Source organism: Gluconobacter sp. P5E10 (assembly GCF_018812145.1).
In the GTDB taxonomy this organism is placed as follows: Bacteria; Pseudomonadota; Alphaproteobacteria; order Acetobacterales; family Acetobacteraceae; genus Gluconobacter; species Gluconobacter cerinus.
The window spans coordinates 1-14878 of record NZ_JACRVZ010000008.1 but is presented as its reverse complement, the minus strand read 5'-3'; the positions used below and the strand labels follow the sequence as shown (position 1 = coordinate 14878).

11 protein-coding genes and 3 pseudogenes are annotated in these 14878 nt (G+C 50.4%); 6 read left to right on the top strand and 8 right to left on the bottom strand.

What is annotated here, in order from left to right; translation table 11 throughout:
- Positions 1-30: 30 nt before the first annotated feature.
- Positions 31-895 (bottom strand): annotated as a pseudogene (locus KP707_RS14300) (IS5 family transposase).
- A 222-nt stretch (positions 896-1117) separates the two neighbouring features.
- On the opposite strand from KP707_RS14300, the gene KP707_RS14295 reads away from it, so the two are divergent.
- Together KP707_RS14295 and KP707_RS14290 are read left to right on the top strand one after the other, a co-directional pair.
- Positions 1118-2737, top strand: a complete 1620-nt coding sequence (locus tag KP707_RS14295; protein WP_215751736.1) for a hypothetical protein — start codon at positions 1118-1120, stop codon at positions 2735-2737.
- Between the two features lie 668 nt (positions 2738-3405).
- Entirely contained in the window at positions 3406-3975 is a 570-nt protein-coding gene (locus KP707_RS14290) for a hypothetical protein (RefSeq protein WP_211509066.1), read from the top strand.
- 109 nt (positions 3976-4084) lie between these two features.
- Here the strand turns inward: KP707_RS14290 and KP707_RS14285 are convergent, their stop codons facing one another.
- Together KP707_RS14285 and KP707_RS14280 are read right to left on the bottom strand one after the other, a co-directional pair.
- Positions 4085-4684 carry a hypothetical protein gene (locus KP707_RS14285; RefSeq protein ID WP_215769426.1) on the bottom strand — a complete coding sequence of 200 codons (600 nt, stop codon included), beginning with the start codon at positions 4682-4684 and terminating at the stop codon, positions 4085-4087.
- Between the two features lie 1012 nt (positions 4685-5696).
- Positions 5697-8366, bottom strand: a complete 2670-nt coding sequence (locus KP707_RS14280; protein WP_061509867.1) for a Hint domain-containing protein — start codon at positions 8364-8366, stop codon at positions 5697-5699.
- Between the two features lie 1081 nt (positions 8367-9447).
- Between KP707_RS14280 and KP707_RS16870 the strand changes: the two genes are divergently transcribed.
- The 4 genes from KP707_RS16870 (at position 9448) to KP707_RS14265 (ending at position 11647) form a co-directional block, all read left to right on the top strand.
- Complete coding sequence (locus KP707_RS16870) at positions 9448-9870, top strand: hypothetical protein (protein WP_244974575.1); 423 nt, start codon at positions 9448-9450, stop codon at positions 9868-9870.
- The gene (locus tag KP707_RS14275; protein WP_231875037.1) at positions 9770-10408 is read left to right on the top strand and encodes a transposase; all 639 of its coding nucleotides are present in this window, start codon (positions 9770-9772) and stop codon (positions 10406-10408) included. The genes KP707_RS16870 and KP707_RS14275 overlap by 101 nt, the downstream gene beginning before the upstream one ends.
- 47 nt (positions 10409-10455) lie before the next feature.
- On the top strand, positions 10456-10593 hold the full coding sequence (locus KP707_RS14270) for a hypothetical protein (RefSeq protein WP_156475452.1): 138 nt from the start codon (positions 10456-10458) through the stop codon (positions 10591-10593).
- Between the two features lie 296 nt (positions 10594-10889).
- Positions 10890-11647 (top strand): IS5 family transposase gene (locus KP707_RS14265; RefSeq protein ID WP_156475453.1). Its coding sequence is split into 2 segments (ribosomal slippage): positions 10890-11211 and positions 11211-11647, totalling 759 coding nucleotides; the frame shifts between segments, so codons are not numbered across the junction.
- Positions 11648-11667: 20 nt separating this feature from the next.
- Here the strand turns inward: KP707_RS14265 and KP707_RS14260 are convergent.
- The 5 genes and pseudogenes from KP707_RS14260 to KP707_RS17225 form a co-directional block, all read right to left on the bottom strand.
- Positions 11668-11997: a HigA family addiction module antitoxin gene (locus KP707_RS14260; RefSeq protein WP_061509869.1), complete on the bottom strand. Its 330-nt coding sequence runs from the start codon at positions 11995-11997 to the stop codon at positions 11668-11670.
- Entirely contained in the window at positions 11987-12277 is a 291-nt protein-coding gene (locus KP707_RS14255; RefSeq protein WP_061509870.1) for a type II toxin-antitoxin system RelE/ParE family toxin, read from the bottom strand. The genes KP707_RS14260 and KP707_RS14255 overlap by 11 nt, the downstream gene beginning before the upstream one ends.
- A gap of 457 nt (positions 12278-12734) precedes the next feature.
- On the bottom strand, positions 12735-12941 hold the full coding sequence (locus KP707_RS14250) for a hypothetical protein (protein ID WP_244974574.1): 207 nt from the start codon (positions 12939-12941) through the stop codon (positions 12735-12737).
- Between the two features lie 372 nt (positions 12942-13313).
- Positions 13314-14032 (bottom strand): annotated as a pseudogene (locus KP707_RS17230) (transposase); the annotation flags it as partial.
- A gap of 10 nt (positions 14033-14042) precedes the next feature.
- A pseudogene (locus KP707_RS17225) lies at positions 14043-14645 on the bottom strand (transposase); the annotation flags it as partial.
- Positions 14646-14878: the final 233 nt, after the last annotated feature.

Below are 14878 nucleotides of genomic sequence, written 5' to 3'. Positions count from 1 at the left end.
CGTACCGAGGTCATATAAAGACATTTTTGGTTATGCGACGGCTTGAGTGATGGGTGTTCCGAGTGCTGTGAAGCGATTGAGGATGGCGGCGCGGACATAAACTTCGGTGAGTTGACGGTCAAAATTCCGCGCCGTCAGGCGCTGTCCCAGAAGCTTGATGCAGTGCATTTTTGTCTCGACGCGGCTTCGTCGATGATATCCGCTCCATCGTCTCCAGTTGGCCCGCCCGAGATGCTCGCAGGCCTGCAGAGTTTCATTTCGGGCAATGGCTCCTGCTGATGTGGGGCGCCATGGCTTTGCGTTTTTTCGTGGAGGTATGACAGCCTGTGCCCCACGACTGGCGATGGTTTCATAAGATCGCCTCGTGTCATACACGCCATCAGCCGTGACACTGGCAATGTCTTCATCTTCAGGGATCTGCTCAAGAAGCATGGGCAGGACCGGAGCATCACCGACAGTGTTTCTTGTCATGTCTACGGCTCTGATTTCCATTGATCTTTCGTCGATCCCGATATGAAGTTTACGCCAGATCCGACGCTTCGAACCGCCATGTTTGCGGGTGTGCCATTCACCTTCTCCCTCGACCTTGATCCCGGTGCTGTCGATCAAAAGATGAAGTGGGCCGTTCGAACCACGATAGGGGATATCGACCGTCAGGCTTTCCTGTCTGCGGCTCAGCGTACTGAAATCTGGAACAGACCACGGCAGTCCCGCCAGGCGTAGGAGACTTTCAACAAAACCCGTCGTCTGCCGTAGTGCAAAACCGAACAGGACTTTCAGTGTCAGGTAGGTCTGTATCGCAGCATCGCTATAACTCTGCCGCCGTCCCCGTCGCCAGGCCCTCCCAAAGCATGGATGGGTCAAACCACACCGTCCGAGAGCCACGCTTCTTCAGCGCCGCATTATAGGAGGACCAGTTCGTCGTGCGGTAGCGCGTGGGGTCACTTCACTCATCCCCCCAGATAATAAACTCAAGGCAAAACCAAAATCCCCGCACGCCATTAACCAAAATCCCCGCACGCCATTTACGCAACAAAGCCTCTAAAACGGGAGAAATTTTTGACACACGATAGCAATATATGGTTACATAAAGAAACAAATTAGGAGAATTAATTTTATGTCAGACTCAAAATACTCCCAAGCCGTACTCAATAGGCTGCAGGACGATTATAATAAAATAGAACAATTAAAGAATAATTCTTCCAGTATGAATCTTCCTTTATATCAAGCTATAACCGATTATTACGAAGATCAGGCTAGCGTCGGTATTTCTGCCTATCCAGCGGAAGCCGCAACCATAAATTTTTCGTCTGATTTTAGTTCTTTTGTGGCGCGTCTTAATATGTGGTCAGGATTAAGTGTATTTGAAAGAGGTACTGTACAGCAAAGTATAGCAGTAGGTTTAGCAGAGAGAAATTGGAGTGACATAGGAGTCAATCAAGGTGCTCCTGAAACTGTAACACAAATAGTTCAATCTCACTTAGACACCTTTAATAGTGTGGGTGTTTCTCCTACTCACTGGGGTGGGTATGCGTTTGCGGCTATGAATCTTCCCTGGATTATAAACGGTACCTCGTATGATTATAATCAGTCCGGGACGCAAAGCTCGGTAGTGAACGCAAGTATAATTGACCGCGTAAAAGCTATTGCAAATGTTAGTTTAGCTGGTGCTCATGCAATAACTACAGGTATACAATTTGGAGAAGGCAATGAAAATGCTGTATCAGAAATAGGCTCCATTATTACAAATGGGCTGTCTTCAAAGCTGTGTTCTCTGTTTAACGGACCTAAAGATGTTACTTACGATAGAGTGCATATCACTATAACTGGATCTTCTACAAACTGTAAAACAGTCATTGAAAATTCTCAAAATGGAACAATCATTCCAATTAATTATATGGAGACATTTGATAGTGGAAATGGAGCTCATTCGACATGCTTTGACAAAAATGGTTGCTATGTAATTACAAAAGGAAATAATAACGTAGGTTATACACATTTTTTAAATAATGGGGGAAATGACACTGCCTCAACAATTAAAAATGATGGAAATTTTTACGAAGCGATTAATGACTATGACAATTCACACAGTTGGTCTTCAATATTTTTGAACGTATCTCCTGACGGTTCTCATAATATAACACAGCAGAACAGAGATGGAAGTACAGATCAAACAGATACTGATTCAGAAGGCCATATAGTCTCCTCACTTCACCATAATAAAGACGGTTCGCAGTATAACAACTCGTCTTCAACTCCTGTGATAACTTATAATGTACCTTCAGGAGGTACTACAACAATGATACCTACTATAGCTCCATCTAATCCGCAAACGAGTGTTTCTGATCAAACTGGAAGTATTGGAGGAGGAGGAAGTTCTGGTGGAGGCGGACATAAAATGGAGATGAAATCAGTTATTATATCTCCTAGTTTTATCTCTTCCGATGTAGAATCAAATAAATTAAATTTACAGATAAAAGCCAGTAACGCATTGGATATATTAAGAAGTAATTTACAAAAAATTGCACCGAATGATAATTTTTCGTATGTAAAACCTTATGATGCTCTCAGGGATTATCAAAATGCCTTAGGAAGCACGGCATTATTTTCTCCTGCAAAAAACTCAGATTTTTATAAAATAGAAAATAATAATACCAAAATGGGTGTGAAAGATCTGATATCAACAGATCATAAGGTAGATATTGTTGCAACAGACAATGGAAATACATTCAAATGACTAGGTTATATAATATTTTTCTTATATCATTATTATTGTTTGTTTTTAATGGGAAATATGCGCGTGCTGAAAATTCAGATATCCTGCAGTGCAGTAATTATATGAGTAAAAATATGATAAATTATGATAATAGCGAACCTGAAGGATCTAAATTTCTCATTCCGATAACGAGATCCATGGCGCCGTATCTAAATATACTATCTGTATATATCGTTTCTAAACCTCAGCTTTATGAAACTTTGTTTCAGCAGTTAGATAAGGAGTGTAAAACGCACCCGGAAGAGAGTTTATCCGATGCGGTCGATCATAGCGGGAGAGCGGTAATAGATATCGTTAACGATATTGTAAAAAAGAGTGGAAATAATAGTGTCCATATAAATTATCCGGAATCCATACGCCCCTGACGCCTATATTCGGTAGAATACGTTTTTTCAAGATGTGATATTTTTTGCGTATGGAGCCAAATTAAAGAATATTATTTTTCAATGTAGTGGAGATTTTTTTGGGATGCATCTTGCGTTTGATGGAGCCATGATTTTTGGTGCATAGTCTAGCCAGACGCAGCAAAATTCTTCTCGGCCTGGGGGGGGCTTTTGCCTTTCTCCTCGCGGGGACGGCCTATCGGATTTCCCACAACGTTCCCACCTATATGAAGCCGGGACGCTACCTTGTTGCAGGGCGATGCTACGATATTCCTGCCGGATACGTTGCCATGTATTCGCCCTGGACTGGAGAAGCGCTCCACCGTTATGCTGCTGGAGCGACTGCCCGACCTCAGACCCGATGTCTGGTCACTTTTCCATCCGGCGAAGGTCAGAACTGATGTCGAAGGCGGCGCATTTTATCGCGGCGCTGTCGATGTCACGGTCAACACGAACTTCGACGACAATGTCTCGGGGCAGGCCGCGTGGGACCGATTGAGTAAATATCATGCAATTGAACGGCAGGTAGAAAACGTTGGAGACTATAAGGTCTTTCTCACCTCTTGGGGGCATCTCTATGTCAAAAAAGAGAATGGCCGTCTTTTCGTTCTCGACTGTATGGACCTTGATGGACCAAAGACTGCAAGATGTGCGGCGAAAGTCCTCCTGGATCCGGCTGATCAGGGTCAATACCTGTATTCGGATACCCTGATCGTCACTTTCGGCACGCCCCAGCTCCAGACTGTTGATCAGCTGGTGGATCGGGTTCGTCGACAACTGGCATCCTGGCAGACATGCTCGGTCGGGAAACGTTAGAGAAGCCGTTGCATCAGCTGATCAACAGTCTCCTGCAGCAGCGGCGCTCCTTCCCAGACAACTCGAAAACAGACTCCCCTCGAGAGCAGACCTGATGATCGCGTGACACTCAAGGCTTGTTTCTGCGCGAAGTCGTTTTTCTGAGGAGGTGATCTGCTTCTCTCATCGCGGCCTCAAGCTCGGTAAAGTCGGGCTTCCAGATCACGGCCTGTTGTCCGGAGAGCGTTGACAACAGATCTGACGGACGCAGTTCGTCAGGCAGAGCAGGATCCGTGTTTTTCAGGGTATAAGCCGCGAGCCGACGCGGCGGCATCAGAGCCTCGCGCAGGGGCTCAAAGCCCCGCAAGGCGAACAAGCGTCGCGCGGACCGATGCGTCACTTCAATAACCAACCCCTTGCTTTCGAACCGTTCAAGAAGGTCCAGAGCGGCGTTGACAGACATCTTGAGGAGGTCTGCCAGCGTCGTCGCGGACGTCAGAGGCCGAGCGGCCAGGATGTCGATGGCCGCAGGGGCTCGCGAATGCCGACGCTGTGCCCCTGCTTCTCTGCGGGCCATGACCCACTGGCGTTCCATGCCACGCAGCATCTCGGTCATGGAGTGGGCTTCTGCCGTAACGGCTCTGAGGAAGACCGGAACCCATCGCACAGAATCATGAGGCGCTCCGGCACGAAGCGCAGCAGGACCTGTAAGGGGAAGGGCGCTGCGCATGACGTCTCGTTTGCGCCACAGAACGCCAAGGGCCGCCCGAAACGGAGCTCTTTGTCCTCCCTGATGCAGCCAGTCATGGAACGCGATCGCCGCACCGAGGAGGGGTCCACACGTTCGGATGAAAGGCCGGAGATGAGAGAGAGCCTAGGTCGACCGCCATGTCAGAGACCTGAAGCGTGTTACGCGTCGGGAAGAGCATCACGGCATTGCCGGCGCAGGACCAGGGCGCATCCGTGCTGTCACATCACAAGGCTTGAAGGTGGCCTTTAGTGTGAGCAGAGACAGGCGTGGAGAGACAGCGAAGAAAAGCATGAAGTCATGTTAAATCGGTCTTAGGTTAAATTTGCAAATTTTTCCAAAACGCGCCCCCTCTTCACCCCCTATGTCCGTTAATTCTTATTATCGGACATAGGGGTTTTTCCATCAGGCCATGAAATTTGTGGGAATTCCTCACCGAAGTGAATGACGGTTCAGCGGGATTTTCCAACCTAAATGGCATTCTGTCAGCGGCCTGAGTACTCAGGCCCCAGTCCCGCGACGCCTATCTCGCACTCTGAATCACGATAAAAAACTTCTAGATCGCAACATAGATTCACCCAAGATCACAGGAAGCCGCATCTCAAAACCAGGCCCCCAGATCTAGCGGTTGGATGTTAGCAGGCTCGTCATCTGATCTCGCGTGGAACATGTTTTCGCCAACTAGAAATCATAGATAGGACTGTTTACCCGCACTGCCGATATCATGCGGGCTACCATGAGGGTCGGGTTGGTCAATATCATCCCCAATATGCACTGCTTCCTGTTCCTGGAGCGGATCCGCACCATCGCGTAACAATCCAGAGCACGGAATCGCCCATTTTTCTCCAGACACAAGCCGGAACTCGTCACGCAGAAACCGAAATTATCGTCCATGACGCCCGAAATCAGATCTCCAAGGCTTCAATCAATGGCTCTTCGAAGTTCTCATGTGATGGGGAGGCAGTCGCCTCCCCATCATCATCTAACAGCGTGTTTATCCGACCTGGCGCAGATCAGAGCGCACAGTGTGATCTTCCATAAGGTATGGTCCGCCGGACACAACCTGAATGGAGAGAATGCTTGGCTCCCTGCTAACGATATCTCCGTTCTGTAGCGACAGAGCTGCATCACCGTCTGTCCAGCGGTATCTGGAAGATTCCAGCCCATGCCATCCTGACAGGTGAGACAGGGAAAGATGCGCTGTCAGACTGATTGTCTGACGGGAAGCAAAGAGTGAAACATCCCCGACAAGAACGCCCAGATTACGACGATCATCCACGAACGGTCCGATCGTGTCGCTCGGACGGCTGGTCCGGGAGACCAGACGCACTGTCGCAACATTCGCGGGGATCATGAACATGACCCGATCGTTTGCCTGACGCAGCGGACGGATAACCTGACCAAAGTTGGTGACCAGATGCAGGTCCGGGTCTGTGGTCAGTTCAGGCTGAGGCGCAGCACTGGGGGCGCGTGCCGCAATGGCTGCATGGATCGGCTCAACGAAGGCCCGGGAGGTCTCAAGCGGCAGCGTTGATGAACCGCCCGTTTTTCTGGAACCACCAAAGAGGGCCGTCACGGTGTGATTGTCGAACTGGTCACGGTTGCCCGTGTCGAGATAGCTCTCGGTTAGTGCATTTTCAGCCCAAACCGCTTCATGGCTGTCCAGTTCAACGTGATAGTACGTGTAGCTGTTGATCGTGCGATCAATCAGGATTGAAGCGCCATTGACCAGCATACGGGCCGGAACAAGCTTGCCCTCGAAGACCATGCAGTGTTCCTGCGTCACCAGCAGGTCACGGGACGGAACACCCTCTGCAAGCGCGCCCTCGCGAATGCGGACGAGCCAGTTTTCTTCCGGCACAGGCTGGCTGGAGACGGTGATGGAACGATGACCCAGCCATTTGACAGGCATGGCCCCCTTCGGCGTCATGACCAGCGTACCCGGCACGAGCGTTTCGACCGTGGCTTCGCCATCCGGCGTCATCAGCGAGGTGCCTTCTGCAAAGCACGTCGTGTAAATCAGGCCACCATTGCTGTCAGACGACAGGGTGTAACCGTAACTGCTGGCGCCTGGTACATTGAGCGAGTATGTGCCGCCGGAAGTATAGAACGTGATGCCAGTGGATGTTGTGGTGACGCTGGTGACACTGGCAGCTGGAACTGATGCTAGTTCGATCGTATCCGTGGGTGACCAACCCGAAATTGTATTGGTTGGCATTGTCGTGCCGCTGATGACAAGACCGGCACCATCCCCAGAAAGCAGGATACTGTTGCTTCCGACTGTGCCGTTAACGACAAGTGTACCACCAGAGGAGACGACAGCCTGGCCAGAAATGATGCCGCCAGAGGCTACACTAACTGTACCACCATTCTTGATCGACGGCGTAGAAATAGACGCGCCACTTAAAACATTAAATGTAACGTTATTGGATACAGTCCAAGTTCTGGTATCTTTGAATCCGCTCTCGAAATTAATTATACCGCCATTTGAAGTGAAGGATGTATTATTAGTCCCGCTTGTTGGTGTGTAAACATCCATGGTTCCACCATCAAGCACAACGTTAGACGTTGTACCGCCGCTGACCACGACCGTCCCTCCGGACAAGATGTGTCCGCCGCTTAACAGGGCACCTGACTTAACAATATAGTTGCCGCCGGAGGAGACCCAGTACGATGAAGATGTATTTGTGAATGTTACACCGCTTTCGAGAGTAATTGTTCCTCCGTTGCCACCCGATGTAAATCCTACCGAAGCTCCACCGGACGTCTTGATGACATCGACGGATCCACCGTCTACGAACATGTCCTTGGCAAGGCCATTGTTTATAACCGCACTTCCTCCAGTCTCAATCACCGTACTGGAAGCTGTTCCGCCTAGAACATTGAGAATACCACCGCTGCCGATTGTCTGGTTAATAACCGTACCACCACGCTGTGTAATGGTATTCCCATCCGTCACCGCAGAAGTATTAGATCCATTTAGAGTGCCACTGGAGATCGTAATAAGACCGTCTGATCCCTGGAACTGATAACCTGAAATCGTATTACCGTTGAGGTTAAGGGTACCACCACTGATGGTAATGTCAGACGAATAGGTGCTTCCGTAAAAATTGGCGACACCGCCGCTGGCAATGGTCTGGTTTGTTGCGGATGCATAATAGGAGATATTTTCAACAACCCCAGAGCCGATTGTTCCTCCCGACACGGTTGCAGACTGCGTTGCGCTAATCGTGCCACTCAAGATTGCCGCATTATCGAGAATGATACTGGCGTTGGCGCCCGAGGCATAGGCGCTGTTTACGATGGCCCCAGCTTGCGCACTCAGAACACCGCCGACGCCATTTGCGCTTGTTACAAGGCCGCCCGATGAAACGACAATTGTGCCGCCGTTGCGAAGATATGGGTTGATTGCGGTACCGCCTGACTCGACATAGCGCGTACCACCACTGCTAATGGCAGTCTGGTATGATGATCCACCAGCCTCGATATAGTCTACACCGGTGCCTGACAAGACACCACCCGTAACTATTCCCCCTGATTGTACATAGCGCGTACCATAATTAGTTTGACCCGCAGCAGTACCGCCGTTCTGGACGTATTCAACGTTTCCCGCGTTAACCTGACTACTAGTAGTTTGTCCGGAAGTAACAGATGTCGTCGCCATTTGATCAAGCTCCAGCTTTTCGGGGGTAGTTAATAACAAACCAACATTACCCTCCTATCGCCTGTAGACAGCAACGATATGAAATAAAAGGAAATTGTTTTTTGGAACTTTTTAACCAAATGGAAACCAGTATCATTTTCGTGAAAAAAACCCTGTTTTCAGTATGTTAAAAAAATATCACACCTAATATAAAATAAATTCTAAAATTATTCTTTTGGATTCTTACAACAAGAATTTCGTCAAGAACTGGATAATTTGGAGTCCAATCTGGAAACCTAGGAAATCCAATACATTCGCTGCAACGTATCCCTAAGAAAATTGTCGGACTGATTATTTTCTCAGGCCCTTACAACTCATATTTTTAGTGATTATATTTTCGGGTTTTCGAGAAAAATCCATTTTATGCGAAACTTTTGGTAATGATTTATTTTCGGTACTTTCTGGATGGTAAATTTAAAATTTCTTGATTATTTCTCAGGTTTTTCCAATTAGACTTCGAGTAATCCGCAGAACATTTTCTGACTGGTCCACGGACTTATTTATCAGAGATTAATGATAGTGTTTAATACTCTACGCATGACACAAAGGCTTCGCATTGAACGAAGTGAGAAGCCGTTTTTGTAGGATGCCGGAGTAATCCGGCCGGAAGCTGCTTTATTCTGCCCCCAAAAGTACCGCTTCTTTTGTCAGGCACCCGCTACTTCAACAAAGATGCACAGACTTCTGGGGATCTTCCTCTGCCCCTGTTCTTGGAAAAGAAGCAGAGGAAGTTATTCAGCTCAGGCCTGACGGATGTCTGAGCGCTTCGAGGGCTCGGCAAAATATGGACTTCAGAGCCAGAAAGATTCATCATCAATCCAACCCATCAAACCCCGGGACTAAACACCTTATGTGTTTCCAGCCTGTTATGATGACCTCATGAACGCCCCTGGCCAGGGGCGTTCATGAGGTGAGATACAGCGCTTAACACCTGGTAGCCTGACCACGTTTTCTAGCAGGCTGATCTCGCCTCTCTTCACCGTCTCGAACAGTTGACGGCGGCCCGCTTTCGGGACCGCGAACATAAGAAAGAGAGAGTGATATGTGTTCGGAAACCGTCATTGGAATAGATGTGTCCCGAGACTGGCTTGATGGCTTTTGCCTGCCAGAAAAGCAGAGATTTCGTTTTCAGAATTCACCTGATGGCCATGCCAGATTACTGGAAATTCTTCAGAGTATGCCGGACGGTCTTAAGGTTGGGTTTGAAGCCACCGGTGGACAGGAATGGGCACTCTGGCGTGTTCTCATCAGTATGGGACTCAATGCAGTCCAGTTGCCCCCTGCACAGATCAAAGCTTTCGCACTCTCCATAGGGGAAACGCGCGAAAACCGATCAGATCGATGCGGAATTGATTGCGCGCTTTATGGCTTTTCGTCCAGAAGCAGGACGAACACTGCCGGATGTAAAACTCCAGTTTCTGCGGGCACTGACGGTGCGCAGAGCTCAGATGGTGGAGGCACGTAAACGGCTTTCTGCCCAGATTTCGGCGCGCCGCAAGCAGGGTGTGAGCGCTGAACTGGAGGATATGGACAGCAGTCTCAAAGCATTTCTCGAAAGCCAGATCAGCGAGCTTGAACAACGGATTGAAAGCGTTATCGCAGAGGCAGAGGAACTCTCCGCCAAAGCAGAACTTCTCCGTTCCATTCCTGGTATCGGCCCGGTATCAGTCGCCATGCTTCTCGCAGAAATGCCGGAACTCGGCCGTATGACGGCGACAGAAGCTGCTGCCATGGCCGGACTTGCACCAATGGCTCACGATAGCGGCGCGGTGCGTGGGAAACGTGTCATTTCAGGGGGAAGAAGATCTCTCCGCCACGTTCTGTTCCAGGCAGGATTGGCAGCTGCCTGCCATAATCCAGTTCTGAAAGCTGTTGCCAAGCGCATGAAAGAGCGGGGTAAACCACATAAATTGGTGATCGTCGCTATCGCACGGCGTCTCGTCACAATCGCCAACGCTGTCCTCAAAACCGGAGTGCCATGGCGCATTAGCTCCGCCGCTTAAACACAGTTGCTAGCCCGCGACATCGGCAGGGATTTCTGTGACTCGATATGCGTGATGGGAATCTCGAAGATCCGGGAGGCAGCAAGACGTCACCGTGGCAGGGCTATGGCGAAAACGTAGTGCTCATCGCTATCGGGTATGGCCCGCCATCAAGCTGTAGCGTGCCGAAGGTGACGGGATCATAAATCGGCGTTTCTATGCCGTCTGCTGACGGACGGCTTATGGCACCTCTTTAAGTTTTTGCTTTGCAGATCGCTGAGACAACCAATAAATGGAAAGACTTGGAGCGTCTGCTCGGATTTCTTCGAGCTTGTTGGCAGCCTGTGCACGCCATGCAAGATCACCCGGCTCGACAAATTCGCGCCGTAGAGTTCGCACTTGCCTCAAGTGCCGTGTCTGCCCAACGTCGAAAATCATCTAGGCTCAGGACCTATTGATTTTTGTAGGGAATTTTGATTCAGGCTCTGTAAGGAGACTGAAGATGAGCGACCTGTTTTGGCTGACGGACGATCAGATGGAGCGCCTGCGACCGTTTTTTCCCAAGAGCCACGGCAAACCTCGTGTTGATGACCGCCGCGTGCTGAGCGGCATCATTTTCGTGAACCGCAATGGTCTGCGCTGGCGGGATGCGCCCCGGGAATACGGCCCACACAAGACGCTCTACAACCGCTGGAAGCGTTGGGGCGACATGGGCATTTTCATGCGGATGATGGATGGCCTGTCTGCCGAAAAGGCAGAGCCCCAGACCATTATGATTGATGCGACCTATCTCAAAGCACATCGCACGGCTTCAAGCCTGCGGCTAAAAAAGGGGATCCAGGGCGTCTGATCGGACGGACAAAAGGTGGCATGAATACGAAGCTGCATGCGATCACGGATCAGAACGGACGACCGCTGAGCTTCTTCATGACGGCGGGACAGGTCAGTGATTACACCGGTGCCGCTGCTCTGCTGGACAGCCTGCCCATGGCACAGTGGATGCTGGCGGACCGGGGTTATGATGCTGACTGGTTCCGGGATGCCTTGGAGGAAACAGGGATCAGGCCCTGCATTCCGGGACGGAGATCCCGCGGAAAGCCAGTCAAATACGACAAGCGAAAATACAAAAGACGCAACCGCATCGAAATCATGTTCGGCCCCCTCAAGGACTGGCGGCGGGTCGCAAAACGCTATGACAGATGCGGCACCGTCTTCTTCTCAGCCATCTGCCTCGCCGCAACCGTCATCTTCTGGCTATGAGTCCTGAGCCTAAGCAGACCTTAAATCGTCCGTTGTTCAGTACTGGAAGGTGCGACGAGATTGAAATGCTGGACGTTCAAATTGGCTTCATGCGTTCGTGCCTGAGCCAACTCGAAAGCACTCTGCATACGCATCAGGGTATCGGCGCGTACTCCAAAGGCCTTTTCAAACCGAATGGCCATGTCTGCGGACAGGTTGGACCGTCCATTCAGAAGAGCACTGATCGACTGGCGCGAGACGCCAAAATGTTCTGCAACGGTGTTCACCTTGATATTATAAGGTTCCAGGATCTCCGTTTTGAGCCAGTCACCCACATGAACGGCCAGTGAGGCATGCATTTTAAGCGCCATGATAATCCTCCAGTGTCATATCGCAGAGTGAACCCTGCTCGTTCAGGCGAAACGTCAGACGCCAGTTTTTGGTGACCGTCATTGACCAAGTGCCTGCGCGATCCCCCGTCAATGGGTGCAACCCATAATTTGGAGGAACAGCAAGTTCGTCTAATGACGCTGCGGCATCAATGAATGCCAACATCTTCCGAAGCCGGGTCACATCGCCAACCAGACCTTTAGCATTACCTGTTTCAAAAAATCGGCGCAGGCCTTTGTGACTGATGCTGTCGATCTCCATAGATGTAACCTACAGCTTTACGTTGCTAATGTAAACGGATGCTTTACATGGTAGAATTTCTATTGCCTTGAACTTACCTAAGAGGCCCTTCCCTGTCTCATTGGGCCGACCGTTCTCAGCAAGCCTGACAAGGTAAATTTACATCCGTTAATCTACATTATCGGACATAGGGGGCGGGGCACAAAAAAGACCCGCAAAGGTCTTTTCGAGGCATGTTCCACAGACGCTCGTCTACGGCAAAGGCGGCCCCTGGAAAGACAGTCCGATCGTTTCTGGCGCTCTCTGCGAGAGACATTTCAGCTCACCCAGGCTTGTAACCATTTCTCGATGTCGCGGCTGGTTGGGGGGGGGAAAGCGGAATATCTGTTCTCCGACGAATATCACAGAAAGCTGCCATTCGTCAGGAATGGCAAAGGTCATTTTCAGAACTGTGTTAAATTCAAATTCTGGTCGAGCTTTACGATAACCGTTCGAAATGTCGGATGATCCACGAAATCTCGTAAAGCAGGCCAAGGCTCACAAACCCGATATGAAACCGACGACTGGTCGAGGCGATCGCGATACCACATAACACGAGATAGACCGGCACACGGAACCAGTATTCGATCGAGAATAAGGCATAATGTACCGGCCCTTTGATGAGCGTATCGATCAGATCGAACACGACCGTCAGTGCAAAAAAGGAAAAAAACCACTTGGAGGGATCGAAGAACCCTTGATTGATGTGCTTGGCCGGTAATTTCTGGGTTTTGGCGATTTGATTGACGGTTTTTGCGATGGCGTCCAGTCTGCGTTTTGAGCAGATTGGGAGTTGTCTCTCGCTGGATGGCTATGCGCTCGCGTTCAATCTTTCGAGGAAGAGGAGGCGGCGCATATTGTAGACGATATTGGCGAGCCCGATCCTCATGGTGGCTCGACTGATACCGACAGTCCGGACAAACAGCCCTTTCTGGGTTTTGGCGATTTGATTGACGGTTTTTGCGATGGCGTCCAGTCTGCGTTTTGAGCAGATTGGGAGTTGTCTCTCGCTGGATGGCTATGCGCTCGCGTTCAATCTTTCGAGGAAGAGGAGGCGGCGCATATTGTAGACGATATTGGCGAGCCCGATCCTCATGGTGGCTCGACTGATACCGACAGTCCGGACAAACAGCCCCGTCTGTGACTTCTGATCGGCAAAGACATGCTCGACACGCGAGCGGATGACCGACTTTCCAGCATTTGATTTCTGGATATGCCGGGGCATAGGCTTGAGATGCGGCTTTTTGCGATGAACCTTGGAGACCAAGCCCTGCTTTTCCATGAAGTCTTCGTTGGCTTTTGAGCGATAGGCCGTGTCGGCCCAGACACTTGAGGCCGTATTGGTTTTATCCAGAAGCCCCTCTCTCAATCGCGCGCCATCACTGGCAGCGGCATGCGTTGTTTTCCATTTGCGGATGAACCGGTATTTCCGATCGATGGAAACATGCGATTTATAGCCAAAAAGAACGGGATGGCGAGATCGCTGGATGGCATGGTTCCATCATCCTGCCGCTTCGCCTTCGTGAACTTCAGTGTCCAGCGCGCATGACGATCCTTGTGCGACAGCTTTGCGGGTTTGTCCTGCCAGTCTTCAGGAATACGGCCTGCTCGCAGATCCGCTTTCTCTGCATTGGTGTTCCGCTGCTTCGGAGCCGCTACCAGCGTGGCATCCAGGATCTGGCCTGACATCGGCAAATACCCGGCGTTACGCAGGGTCGCATCAAAGCGGTTGAACAGCNGGCATGGTTCCATCATCCTGCCGCTTCGCCTTCGTGAACTTCAGTGTCCAGCGCGCATGACGATCCTTGTGCGACAGCTTTGCGGGTTTGTCCTGCCAGTCTTCAGGAATACGGCCTGCTCGCAGATCCGCTTTCTCTGCATTGGTGTTCCGCTGCTTCGGAGCCGCTACCAGCGTGGCATCCAGGATCTGGCCTGACATCGGCAAATACCCGGCGTTACGCAGGGTCGCATCAAAGCGGTTGAACAGCCCATCGATCGCACTCGCCTGGGTCAGACGCTCGCGAAACAGCCAGACCGTTTTGGCATCCGGCACCCGATCTGAAAGTCCCAGCCCAAGGAAACGCATAAAGGAGAGGCGATCGTTGATCAGATATTCCGTCCGCTCATCAGACAAATTGTTGAGCGTCTGGATCACCAGGATCTTGAACATCAGCACAGGATCAAATGGCGGTCGTCCGCCCTTGCTTCCATCGGAATACGCCAGGGCCTTGTCCAGATCAGGACGGAACGCTTCAAAATCCACAGTCCGGGAAAACGCTTCGAGCTGATCGCCAAGCCCACTCAGCCGGGCAAGACGCTCTTCAACATCAAAGAAACCAGACTGCTTCATATCGCCATTCCCTCAATCAACGCAGAAGAAATAGAATCATACAGAAGACCTCAAAACCAGGGGGTTTTTAGAACCCTCCAGGTGCAATGTTTTGATGAATGAGGCTATTACGTAGTAATACTGACTCGCCTTGGCGAGGTCGTTCGCCGACCATTCGGTGAGGAGAACGTCATTGAGGGACTTTTGGGATCTGCCGCCTCAAGAGACCGGTGCGCTGGCACGCCATCGCAGTT

Excerpts from the sequence above, each read along its gene's own strand:
- KP707_RS16870 (WP_244974575.1), top strand. The coding sequence starts at position 9,448 with ATGTGTTCGGAAACCGTCATTGGAATAGATGTGTCCCGAGACTGGCTT.
- KP707_RS14280 (WP_061509867.1), bottom strand. The coding sequence starts at position 8,366 with ATGGCGACGACATCTGTTACTTCCGGACAAACTACTAGTAGTCAGGTT.
- KP707_RS14270 (WP_156475452.1), top strand. The coding sequence starts at position 10,456 with ATGCGTGATGGGAATCTCGAAGATCCGGGAGGCAGCAAGACGTCACCG.
- KP707_RS14285 (WP_215769426.1), bottom strand. The coding sequence starts at position 4,684 with ATGCGCAGCGCCCTTCCCCTTACAGGTCCTGCTGCGCTTCGTGCCGGA.
- KP707_RS14255 (WP_061509870.1), bottom strand. The coding sequence starts at position 12,277 with ATGGAGATCGACAGCATCAGTCACAAAGGCCTGCGCCGATTTTTTGAA.
- KP707_RS14275 (WP_231875037.1), top strand. The coding sequence starts at position 9,770 with ATGGCTTTTCGTCCAGAAGCAGGACGAACACTGCCGGATGTAAAACTC.
- KP707_RS14260 (WP_061509869.1), bottom strand. The coding sequence starts at position 11,997 with ATGGCGCTTAAAATGCATGCCTCACTGGCCGTTCATGTGGGTGACTGG.
- KP707_RS14295 (WP_215751736.1), top strand. The coding sequence starts at position 1,118 with ATGTCAGACTCAAAATACTCCCAAGCCGTACTCAATAGGCTGCAGGAC.